At 66.0% G+C, this 10678-nt stretch carries 9 protein-coding genes and 2 pseudogenes; 7 read left to right on the forward strand and 4 right to left on the reverse strand.

The window, feature by feature from the left end; genetic code table 11:
• Positions 1-92 precede the first annotated feature (92 nt).
• Positions 93-821 (forward strand): annotated as a pseudogene (locus ACIBJH_RS48060) (tetratricopeptide repeat protein); the annotation flags it as partial.
• A 93-nt stretch (positions 822-914) separates the two neighbouring features.
• Positions 915-1358, forward strand: a complete 444-nt coding sequence (locus ACIBJH_RS48065) for an NUDIX domain-containing protein (protein WP_399123401.1) — start codon at positions 915-917, stop codon at positions 1356-1358.
• Here ACIBJH_RS48065 and ACIBJH_RS48070 read toward each other — a convergent pair.
• The 3 genes from ACIBJH_RS48070 to ACIBJH_RS48080 form a co-directional block, all read right to left on the reverse strand.
• Positions 1338-1835 carry a DUF5994 family protein gene (locus ACIBJH_RS48070; RefSeq protein ID WP_399123402.1) on the reverse strand — a complete coding sequence of 166 codons (498 nt, stop codon included), beginning with the start codon at positions 1833-1835 and terminating at the stop codon, positions 1338-1340. The two genes, ACIBJH_RS48065 and ACIBJH_RS48070, sit on opposite strands and share 21 nt — an antisense overlap.
• 628 nt (positions 1836-2463) lie before the next feature.
• Positions 2464-2844 (reverse strand): pyridoxamine 5'-phosphate oxidase family protein, encoded by a 381-nt coding sequence (locus ACIBJH_RS48075; RefSeq protein ID WP_399123403.1) that lies wholly within the window; start codon positions 2842-2844, stop codon positions 2464-2466.
• Between the two features lie 195 nt (positions 2845-3039).
• Complete coding sequence (locus tag ACIBJH_RS48080; RefSeq protein WP_399123404.1) at positions 3040-3411, reverse strand: STAS domain-containing protein; 372 nt, start codon at positions 3409-3411, stop codon at positions 3040-3042.
• Between the two features lie 328 nt (positions 3412-3739).
• On the opposite strand from ACIBJH_RS48080, the gene ACIBJH_RS48085 reads away from it, so the two are divergent.
• The 5 genes from ACIBJH_RS48085 to ACIBJH_RS48105 all read left to right on the forward strand — a co-directional run bounded on the left by ACIBJH_RS48085 (position 3740) and on the right by ACIBJH_RS48105 (position 9569).
• Positions 3740-4339 (forward strand): chemotaxis protein CheB, encoded by a 600-nt coding sequence (locus ACIBJH_RS48085; protein ID WP_399123405.1) that lies wholly within the window; start codon positions 3740-3742, stop codon positions 4337-4339.
• On the forward strand, positions 4339-6204 hold the full coding sequence (locus ACIBJH_RS48090) for a CheR family methyltransferase (protein ID WP_399123406.1): 1866 nt from the start codon (positions 4339-4341) through the stop codon (positions 6202-6204). The genes ACIBJH_RS48085 and ACIBJH_RS48090 overlap by 1 nt, the downstream gene beginning before the upstream one ends.
• A 23-nt stretch (positions 6205-6227) precedes the next feature.
• A complete protein-coding gene (locus ACIBJH_RS48095) occupies positions 6228-7079 on the forward strand; it encodes a GAF and ANTAR domain-containing protein (RefSeq protein WP_399123407.1) in 852 nt (283 codons plus the stop codon).
• Positions 7080-7091: 12 nt separating this feature from the next.
• On the forward strand, positions 7092-7847 hold the full coding sequence (locus ACIBJH_RS48100; protein ID WP_399123409.1) for an ANTAR domain-containing response regulator: 756 nt from the start codon (positions 7092-7094) through the stop codon (positions 7845-7847).
• Positions 7848-9290: 1443 nt separating this feature from the next.
• The gene (locus ACIBJH_RS48105) at positions 9291-9569 is read left to right on the forward strand and encodes a hypothetical protein (protein WP_399123410.1); all 279 of its coding nucleotides are present in this window, start codon (positions 9291-9293) and stop codon (positions 9567-9569) included.
• A 308-nt stretch (positions 9570-9877) separates the two neighbouring features.
• On the opposite strand, the pseudogene ACIBJH_RS48110 reads toward ACIBJH_RS48105, so the two are convergent.
• Positions 9878-10588: pseudogene (locus ACIBJH_RS48110) on the reverse strand (site-specific integrase); the annotation flags it as partial.
• Positions 10589-10678 lie beyond the last annotated feature (90 nt).

Raw genomic sequence — 10678 nt, forward strand, 5'->3', positions numbered from 1 at the left:
CGGAAACAGAACGTCGAGACCATCCCTCAATCCGACCGAAACCATGCCTGACCAGCAGGAACTCAAAGCTCATACCCGGTTCAACAACGGCTTCTGAACTCGCTTACCTGGCAGGGTGGAAGCATCACGACCTCGGTCAGGAGGGCGCCGCCCAGCGTTACTACCAGGTCGGCTATCAGCTCGCCTGGAAAGCCGACCCGTACGGTCACGCCGCCTGGATGATGCGGGCTCTCGCCCACCAGGCTCTCAGTCTCAAGCAGCCCCACTACTGCGTCGATCTCGTCGAAGGCGCGCTCACTCGCGGCCTGGGGCACGTCGACGGTCAGACCGAAGCGCTCCTCCACATCACCCACGCCCGTGCCTTCGCGGCCGTCGGCGAGAGGTCCGCAGCGGCCCGTGCCCTGCTCGCCGCCGAAGACGCTCTCCTGCGTGACGACGTTCCTCAGCCCAGCTACTCCCGCGTCAGCGGTCCCGCCGCCGGCACCGTGGCCAGCCACACCGCCCGCACTCTCACCGACCTCGCCGACCACATCGGCACCGAACAGCAGCACCGAGACGCCCTGATCCGTTGGGACCCCGAGACGTACAAGCGCGTCCATGCCCTCACCTACGCCGACCTCGGCGACAGCCTCGCTGCCCAGGCCCGCGCCGACGAGGCCGTAGCTGCCTGGGCGCAGGCCCTGACCCTCATGGAGGGCATGGCCTCCGACCGCACCCGCAAAGCGATCACCTCGCTCCGCTCCACCCTCTCCATCTACCAGCGCCGCAAAGTGCCCGGAGCAGCCGAACTCGCCCGCCGCGCACGCGAAGCACTGGCCTAGGCTGCCCACCAACCGGCCGACGAAGGGACACCAGCCGTGGCTCAGCGGACAACCGACGACCAGCCCAAAGCCCTATCGCCCGCCCTCGAATCCATGACCCTGCTGGTCGCCGCCGTCATCGTCCACGACAAGGCCACCAACCGGGTTGTGCTCCTCCAACGGAGTCAGAACGCCAAGTTCGCCCAGGGGATGTGGGATCTTCCCGTTGGCAAGAGCGAGCCAGGTGAGCCCATCACCGAAACCGCCGTGCGCGAACTGTACGAGGAGACCGGCCTGACCGTGAAACCGCAGTCCCTCAAGGTCGCGCACATCATTCACGGCGCCTGGGGCGTTGAAGCTCCCAACGGCTTTCTCACCGTCGTCTTCACCGCCCACGAGTGGACCGGCGAACCCGAAAATCGTGAACCCCGCAAGCACGCCCAGGTTCGCTGGATCGATACCGATGCCATCCCAGAGGCATTTGTGGACACAACGGCCAGTGCCCTCTACGGCTATCTCAATAACGGTCCTGAGGTGTCACTTGACGGATGGGAGTAGAGGCGCCTCGTGGGATGCCTTTTCGGAGCGGGTCGTTGCGATGGTCAGGAGTTGGGTGGCGGTGCGGCTGGCGTCGACCGTGACTGGTGTGCTCATCAGCCAGTCGGCAGCGCTGGGCGTTGTTGTGGGAGGGATAACAAGCAGGGTGCGAAAGCCCTTGAGATAGGAGCAGAGCACGATCTCGTTCTGTTCGTGACCGGACACGAACCACCCTGCGGTTACGGTGTGCCCGCCGACGGAGACCTGGTGCGGGATGTCGGGCCACGGCTCGATTCCCACTATGACCCTGGTGATGCTGCCCACCCCTTCCATCGCCTCGACCAGGCCGGGCAGTTCAACGGCAAGATTGCGGGAGTACGGCCACCATGCGCCGTCGAATCCGCCGGGGACGGCTTCGTAGGGCACCAGCGAAAGCCGCACCGGCAGCGGTGCGGAGCGCTGCGCGCCGGCTGAGGGATGAGGGGCAGTCGGTTCCATGAGGTGAACCTGTCTCGGGGCGGCCGTCGCGCCGCCCCGGTGTTGTTCCTCGCCGTCAACAGCCCGTCAAGGCGTGCTCCGGCCCGGGACATCGGTGCTGGAATGGTCCACGGCCGCCGCCGCATGCAGCCTGACACGGGCGGCGGCCGTACGTGCGAAGACGGCACCGAGGTCCCCCCTCGCCGTCTCACACTGACCCGTCCTCACCACCCCACCCGGGGCGTACCGGAGTACACCCTGGTCTCGAAGAGGGCTGGGGAGGGCGAAGGGCTGGAGCTGCGTTGTCGGCGATGCGGCTCCAGCCCGCTCACAGTGGTCGGATGGTCACTGTGGCCCGGGGGCAGGGGGCCGAAAGATGAAATATGTGGGTCGGCAGTCCTTCACCAGTTACAGCTGATGAAACGCGCGCGAACCTCGCTGTCCACGGTATACCCGTCCTGGTAGCGGCGGCAATACGCGATCCGGCCGGTAACCGGCTGCCGGCCAGGTGCGCCAGTGGTGCAGGCGGCCCGGTGGGCAGCACCGCCCGGTCCGGTTACTTCGGCGGCAGCAGAACAACGCGTCGACACCGATCAGGCGGAGATGAGCCGTGCTCTTCCATTGACGGAAGAGAAGAGGAGTGGTCCTTTCAGACGGTCAGACGCAGGCCGGTGATCACCTCGGGGTGGATGTGCACGGCAAGATCCGTGAGCGGGTCGGCCCATGGCCGCAGACGGCCGCGGGAGTTGTCCAGCTCGGCCGGGTCCGTGACCAGGTGGGCAGAGCCGGTGACGACTATGCTCCAGCCGAGATGGCTGATGGCGTCGATGCCGTCGGTTTCGTGGGCGAGTACGGTGCGGGCGCCGGTGCCCCGGCCGTACGCGGCCATCGCGGAACCCCGATGGGTCCGCACGATGACGTCGTCGACGGCCGGGATGTGGTCGACCGGACCGATAGTCGGCAGCGTGTTCCGGGTGAACAGCACCCGGCCTGGCCCCACATTGCCCAGCAGCCGCAGCGCCTCGGCCACGTCCAGCTCCACTGCCTGCCGCGGCCGGACAGCAGCACCCGAATCCAGCTTTGGTAACGGCCCAGTGCACAGGCCGGCACTGCTGTTTCGACGAAGACGCAGCCTCCTGGCCAGCAGCTCAGGGCTAGTGCACGGAGTAACAGTCCACGAATCGGGCTGCCCGACAGGAAGCCTCGGTCCGGTGCGGGTGCGCTCTCAACTCACGGACGTGCGACCGTCGAGTGCTTCGGCCAGTGTGTTCGTCAGGACGAGGACCTGGCTGAGGCCGACGATCCGGATCATCCTGCGGATGCCCGGCTGGGGGCAGACGAGTGTCAGGTGTCCGCCCCGTTCCTCGGTGCGTCGCCGTGCACGGCACAGCAACCCCAGCCCGCAGCAGTCGAGGAACTCGACAGGGCGGAGATCGACCACGACATGGGAATTCGGGCGGCCTGTTGTCGCATCCACCGCGGCGGTGATCAGAAGCACGACGGCTATGTCTATCTCGCCGAGCAGTTGGACGACGGTTCGCCCTTGCGTCTCGTGGATGTGAATCTGCTGGGCGTAAGAGGTGGGCTCCCGTGGCATCGCTGCGTCTCCGTGGGTTTCGCGAGATGCCCGCCTCGATGGGGAAGCGGGCGACAACGGATGTGCACAGCCACCGGGGGCTCGGGTGACGACAGGGGGCGACTCTAGGCCGACCCACGTCAGGGGCAGGCCGAGCCTCTGAGCAGAAACGCTTCGCCGTGGAGTGGGTTCCCTCGTCAGGGTGTAGTTTTGCTTATATTCTTGATAAGGAGCCTAAAGGGTGCAATCGGACCAGGCAGTCACTCCGGAAGGTGCCGCCCGTGAACCTGGGCCCCCGTCGACAGCTTCAGCTCCTCAACGGCCGGCACCGTTCCGCTACGCTCATGCCGTGACCCGCGACGAGCCACCCGCAGATCACTACAGCATTGTCGCCGTCGCGTCGTCCGCGGGCGGCATCCAGGCGCTGAGTGCGCTGCTTGGCGCGCTGGGCCCCGACCTGCCCGTCCCGGTGCTGTTGGTCCAGCACCTCGACCCGCGGCACCGGACAGTGCTGGCCGAGGTCCTGGCTCGCCGGACAACGCTTCGGGTCAAGCTTGCGGAGGCGGAGGAGCACGTGCAGCCCGGCACCGTCTACATCGCCCCTCCCGACCGCCACCTCCTCGTCGGCTCCGACGGCGCCCTGAGCCTGTCCAACTCGGAGCTCGTCCACTTCGTACGCCCTTCCGCCGACCTTCTCTTCGAATCGGTCGCCGGTGCCTATGGGTCGGAGGCGATCGCCTGCGTGCTCACCGGGACCGGCCAGGACGGCGCCATGGGAGTCGACGCCGTCAAGTCACGCGGTGGCACGGTGATCGCCCAGGATCCGCGGACCGCCGAGTTCTCGGGGATGCCGCAGTCGGCGGTGGACACGGGAGCGGTGGACTTCGTGCTACCTCTTGAGGAGATCGCCGCGGTCGTACGCGGACTTGTCGAGGCCAAGAGGCAGTGATGGGTGAACCGCAGGACTCCGAAGGCAACGAGGCGCTGGAGGAGCTGCTCGTCTTCATCCGCGAGGCCCGCGGCTTCGACTTCACCGGCTACAAGCGCTCCACGTTGTCCCGCCGCATCCACAAGCGGATGACCGACGTCGGCATCCACTCGCACCCGGACTACCGGGATCTCCTGGAGACCAACACGGATGAATTCGCCGCGCTCTTCAACACGATCCTGATCAACGTCACCTCCTTCTTCCGCGACATGGAGGCGTGGACCCTTCTCCAGCACGAGGTCGTCCCCGAGTTGCTGACGACCCTTGATCCGGACCAGGAGATCAGGGTGTGGAGCGCGGGCTGCTCCAGCGGCGAGGAGCCGTACTCGCTGGCCATCATGTTCGCGGAGGCGTTGGGTGTCGAGGAGTGCGCGCGGCGGGTCAAGATCTACGCCACGGACGTCGACGAGGAGGCGTTGCGCGAGGCCCGGTCGGGGTTGTACACGCCGAAGTCGCTGGAAGCGCTTCCCTCGGAGATGCGGGAGAAGTACTTCGAGGAGAACGGCGCGCAGTTCAGCTTCCTTCCGGACCTGCGGCGGCGGGTGATCTTCGGGCGGCACGACATCACGCGTGACGCCCCGATCTCCCGGCTCGACCTGCTCGTGTGCCGGAACACTCTGATGTACTTCAACGTCGAGGCCCAGACGAAGATCGTCGACCGCTTCCACTTCGCCCTGCGCCCCGCCGGTTTCCTCTTCCTCGGCAAGGCCGAGATGCTGCTGAACGACAGCGAGCGGTTCGAAGTGGTGAACATGCGTCAGCGTGTCTTCCGGCGCCGGGTCGGCAGCAACGGACTGACCTATCATCCGGCTCCCTTGAAACTCAGGACGGGCACAGGCGCCGAGGGGAACTCCGTTGCGCGCGCTCGACAGTTGCGCGACCTGGTGCTCGACGCCGGGCCGACCGCGTTGATCGCCCTCGACGGCGACGGAACCGTCGTGGTGGTCAACGGTCAGGCCAGGACCCAGCTCGGCCTGACCACCAGTGACATCGGCCGCCCCTTCCAGGATCTGGAGGTCTCCTACCGGCCGGTCGAACTCCGTTCCCTGATCGACCAGTCCACACACGAACGCCGGACCCTCCGGGTCAACCGGGTCGAGCGCCGGGTGGGCGAGGAGGTCCAGTACTTCGACATCCTCATCCAGCCACTCACCGGGCCCGGCGGGCTGCACGTCGCCACCGCGATCTCGTTCACCGACGTGACCGTCGCCACACATCTCAAGTCCGAGGTCAAAAGAGTCCGGGAGGAGCTGGAGACGGCGTACGAGGAACTCCAGTCCACCAACGAGGAGTTGGAGACCACCAACGAAGAACTCCAGTCCAGCGTGGAGGAACTGGAGACGACGAACGAGGAACTCCAGTCCACCAACGAGGAGTTGGAGACCACCAACGAAGAACTCCAGTCCGGCAACGAGGAGCTGGAGACGATGAACGAGGAGATGCGCATCCGCACGGACGAACTGGACGAGGCCAGGGCGTTCCTGGAGGCCGTTCTGACGAGCATCGCGGCGGGTGTGGTGGTCCTGAGCGAGGACCTGAAGGTCAAGAGCTGGAACCGGGGTGCCATCGACCTGTGGGGGCTGCGCGCGGACGAGGTGATCGGCGAATCCTTCTTCGAGCTGGACTTCGGGTTGCCCACCCAGAAGCTGCGGCCCGTCGTGGAGCGGTGTCTGGAGACCCGTAAACGCTCCGGCCCGGTCGGCGTGGAGGCCATGAGCCGCATCGGCCGGCCCATCACCTGCGACGTGTTCTTCTCCCCGTTCGGCGGGAACCACGGCGGCGTCGTCCTGATGATGGAAGAGAGCCGAAGCGACGACGCCGACTGACCTCGCGGCGTAGCCTCGGACTCATGGACCCGCAGGGGCGTACGGATGCCGGGCTGGCAGCAGTGGCACGGCAACGTGCCGCGCTGGCCCGTGAGCGCGCGGACAGGGCCGAAGCGGCCGCCGAGCGGCACGAACTGCTGGCGAGGAAACCCGGCCGGGAGTTCCACATCCAGATCGCGAGGACGTACCGCCGAACCGCCGAGTGCCATCGTGCCTCGGCCCGACTCCAGGACGACTTCGCCCTCCGCACGACGGCCTGGGCCGGAGGACGGAGTACCCAGCCGCGGTTCATGACGGTGGTCGCCGAGGAGTGCGGTACCGGCAGCGCGGCGGTGACCTTACTCGACACGGAGCAGAACCAGCTCGCGGTCGCCGTGTCCGACCAACTGTCCCGTACGGCTCAGGACCTGGAGTACATACTCGGAGAGGGACCGGGCCAGGACGCGGCGGCGGGACACCGTCCGGTGCATGCGTCCGGGCCGGAGATCGCGGCGCGCTGGCCGGGATACGGGCCCTCCCTGGTCTCGCTGGGCATCTCCTCGGTGGCCGCCGTACCGCTGCGCACGCAGGACAGTTGCATCGGGTCACTGACGGTGTTCGACCCGCGACCCGCGGACGCGAGGCCCGCCCACCTCGCCGAGGTGGCCGAGGCCCTCACCCTCATCGTGCTGCTCGATCCCGACGCAGATCCGGACCTCTACGGCGGAACGGATGTCCGAGCCACCGTTCAGCAGGCAACGGGCGTGCTGTCCGCGCGGATCGGCTGCTCCGTCGCCGACGCGCTGGCACTCATCAAGGCCCGGGCGTTCGCCGAGGAAGTGTCCCCCGACGCCGTCGCCCGGCAGATCGTGCACGGAGACCTGAAACTCACCTGAAGAAGAGGCACGATGACGCCCGAACAGCGCCTGGCCGACGCATTCGTGGCCCTGGCCGGCAGCACGGCGGACAGTTCGTCAGACGTGCCCGGACCCCTGTCCGTCCTGGCCCAACGTGCCCCCGCGCTGCTCGGCACGCGTGCCGCGGCCGTGGTGTTCACCCCTGAGGGCTACGACGCTGCGCGCGTGGTGGGCTCCAACCTCCAGGTGTCCCAACTGGAACACGAAGCCGTCGGATGGCGAGAGGGGCCTGGCTACGACTGCCACCACCCTGACGCAGGGCCCTGGGCTCAGGCCGCTTTCGACAACAGTCACACCAGGCGGCGGTGGCCGCACTACACCCCACAGGCGCTGAGCCTGGGCTACTCGCACGTCGTGGCCCTCCCCCTGGGCGAGTACACCCGAACGAGCGGAGCGAGCGGAATGAGCGGTGCGCTCATCCTGCTGTCCTGCGCAGGGCGTACCTTCTCCCCGGAGACGCTGGTTCTCGGCAGGTCACTCGCGGACTTCACCGCCGTCATCCTGGAGAGTGCCCGCGAGGCCGACCGGAGCCGGACGCTCGCCGCCCAACTGGAACGGGCACTGACCAGCCGCGTCGTCATCGAACAGGCTAAGGGCGTCCTTGCGACCCGCCGGACGGTGACCCCGGACGAAGCCTTCGACCTCCTCCGCAAATACGCTCGATCACGTCAGCGACCGCTGAGGGATGTGGCCCGTGAGGTGGTCGAAGGACACGCAGATCCCGAGCTGACCGATCGCGAGTCGTGACGCATCGCGGTTGCGGTCGCCGACATGCGCCCGTCCGTCCACGAGCACATTGCAGGCTCCTGGACGGCATGCAGCTTCACCGCACCCCAGACGGTCACCTATGTGCCTCAAGACCGGAGGCCGCCGGACGAAACCGGCTCCCCAGGCGTGACCCGCGAGCGTACGAAGACGCTGCTCAGCGCCTCGTCGTGCGTGAGCGATGCGTGAGCCGACGAGGTGGCAGAGACCATCACTGCGTGGACTGGTCGCCGAGCAGCACCTGTCCTGACCTGGCGCTTTCGGACACCGGGTCAGCGTCCGGAACCAACCAGCAAGATCCTGCCCGGACTTGTAATGCGTAGGTCGTCGGTTCGAATCCGACAGGGGGCTCCATGAAAAACCCCGGGTCAGGCCTCTGACCTGGGGTTTCTTGTTTTGAGTGATCTTGGAAGCTTGGCGAATCGGGCACTGACGGTCTGTGCATCGCAATGCGTAGGTCGGAGGTCTGGTTTCTGTGACGAGTTCGATGATTCAGTGCCCTGGCCTGCGCCTTTGCCCGCCGTGAAGGGATGGGTCCCGGTGCTGCAATGGCCTCCGGTGGACAGCTGTGCGTGACCTCCGTCAGGAGACTCGCGCTGTCCCCGGGGCGAAGGTCGAGATCGCTGGTCTCTGACGGGATGGCCCCGCCGTCGGAACTGTTCGGTCCTGACAACTCTCGCGTCTGGTTCGGGTCCTGCGATGGCCGCGTCTGTGAAGCCGCGCAGAAGCGCAGCAGGCATGGGTGATCAACGAGTGGCTGCGTCTGGGCATGTGGGAGCACGGTCCTGTGCGGGAGGGCGTGGGGGATGCAGGACCGCCATTGGATCACCGCCCGCTGGGGCGAACTGGGCGCCTTCGCTGGGGAGTTGGCCAAGCGGCTTCAAGAGATCCAGGCCGAGCGGGATCAACTGACGGTTGCATAGCGGGTAGTGCCGCCCTGCCCCGCACCTGGCAGTGCCAATCGCTGGAACCTCACCGTCCGGCAATTGCACACGTGCTATGTACTCGCAGGTTCGACGCCAGTGCTCGTCCATAATTCGACCTGTACGTCTCTTCCCTCGACATCGACGGATAGATTCGCGGTCATAGGAAGGCAGCATGACGTCGAGATAGCAAAAGACTGGCCCAACCACGAAGTGCTTGATCTCCCGCCGGGTAAATGGACTTCTGTCGAGGACAATGATCGGTGGATTCAGGGGATAATTGAGGTCCGCAAGCCGGTGTATGTCGCCTCGCCGACGGAAGGAAACCTGACCGTAGGGGGACGTCCAACTGTATTCGCCAGAGAGCTAAGGCAGTTTAGTGAGGCGGGTTACACGCAGAGCGGAGACTATTTGCTTCCTCCGCAGGGGTGACTCAAGGGATTAGGTGTCCTGGAGTGAAAAAGATAGTTGGCTCGTCGTCCAGTTGTGGAGAGGATCCACGGTGATCACAAGTCGCATTTCCGCTAGGCTTGAAGGGCAGTACGGGGCTGAAGCGAGTTCGGTTTCCTCCCTGCTGGAAGAGGCTGAGGACAGGGTGTTTCATGAAGCTGCGGAGGAAAAGATAACGGCCGCAGTTGTAATTCTGGCGGACGGGAGTGTGGACAAACTTCTCGGTGCGATTGAGCTGATGGAGACTGATTGGCGTGACTTGCTTATTGCGGCGGAGCTTGCACACGCTGATTGGCCGTCAAGGCTGGATGATATTTTTGGCACGAGTTAGGGTTGCGATGTCGGTCAGGCGTACCGCCTCGGTGTAGTCGCCGAGGCGTCCAGTAATACCCGGACAAACCCAAGAAGCGTCAACACCAGGGTTTACACGAAAAGCAAGACACTCCCGAATCGGTAAGAAAAAAGCTCCCGAGCCCGTCGGGGCTTCTCGCCGGTGGTTTTCTCTGGATGGCGAAGATGTCCTTTAGGCACTGAGTAAAAAATGACGGCCAGGAGTCCTGGGATACACCGCGGGGCCCTATCGCAAAGAAATCCGATAGGACCCCGCGGTGTCTTTGACGGCAGTGGTTGACGGCAACGTCAGCGGACGGGTGCTGCACAAAGCGGTGGGTCGTCGCCGTCGTCGGGCTCGGTGGTGGCTTCGGCGAGGTTGCCGAGGGCGTGTCCGAGGAGGTCGATGGCCTGGCGTTGGAGACGGAGTCGGACGTGGGCGTAGACCGTGGCGGTCACTCCGATGTGCGCGTGGCCCAGGAGCTCCTTGATGACGACGAGCTCGACGCCCTGTTCCAGGAGCAGCGTCGCGGTCGAGTGGCGGAGGTCGTGAAACCGGATCGGTCGCAGGTGGGCGTCGCGGAGCAGCGCATTGAAGTGGCGGGTGAGGGTCGCGGGTTCGATCGGGTGTCCGTCGGGTCGCGTGAAGACGTGGCCGCTGCCCCGCCAGGCCGAGCCCGCCTTCTCCTCTGCCTGATGCTTGCGGTGTGCACGAAGCGAGGTGACGCAGGAGACCGGCAGCGCGATGTGGCGTTCGGAGCTGATGGTCTTGGTCGGCAAGGTGGTCAGACCGCCGGTACGGGTGCGCTGGAGGGTGCGTCGGATGGTGGCGGTGCCGGCGTCGAGGTCGAAGTCTTCCCAGCGCAGGCCGAGGAGTTCGCCCTTGCGCAGGCCGGTGCGCAGGGCGAGTTCGAACAGCGCGGCGTGCTGGTGGCCTTGGGCGGCGGTGAGGAAGCGTCGGGCTTCGTCGGCGGTGAGGGGGTTGAAGCGGCGGGGGCGTGGGGTTCCGGTGCGGACATTGAGCCTTTTCCAACCTCAGCTCGTTGCGTGGTGAAGGACGAGGACGGCCTTCACCATGTCGGTGATGCGGTTGGTGCTGCAGCGGAGCTT

Origin of the sequence: Streptomyces sp. NPDC050548 (assembly GCF_044457385.1) — a bacterium.
Taxonomy (GTDB): domain Bacteria; phylum Actinomycetota; class Actinomycetes; order Streptomycetales; family Streptomycetaceae; genus Streptomyces.

Excerpts from the sequence above, each read along its gene's own strand:
- ACIBJH_RS48070 (WP_399123402.1), bottom strand. The coding sequence starts at position 1,835 with ATGGAACCGACTGCCCCTCATCCCTCAGCCGGCGCGCAGCGCTCCGCA.
- ACIBJH_RS48090 (WP_399123406.1), top strand. The coding sequence starts at position 4,339 with ATGGGTGAACCGCAGGACTCCGAAGGCAACGAGGCGCTGGAGGAGCTG.
- ACIBJH_RS48100 (WP_399123409.1), top strand. The coding sequence starts at position 7,092 with ATGACGCCCGAACAGCGCCTGGCCGACGCATTCGTGGCCCTGGCCGGC.
- ACIBJH_RS48080 (WP_399123404.1), bottom strand. The coding sequence starts at position 3,411 with ATGCCACGGGAGCCCACCTCTTACGCCCAGCAGATTCACATCCACGAG.
- ACIBJH_RS48065 (WP_399123401.1), top strand. The coding sequence starts at position 915 with ATGACCCTGCTGGTCGCCGCCGTCATCGTCCACGACAAGGCCACCAAC.
- ACIBJH_RS48095 (WP_399123407.1), top strand. The coding sequence starts at position 6,228 with ATGGACCCGCAGGGGCGTACGGATGCCGGGCTGGCAGCAGTGGCACGG.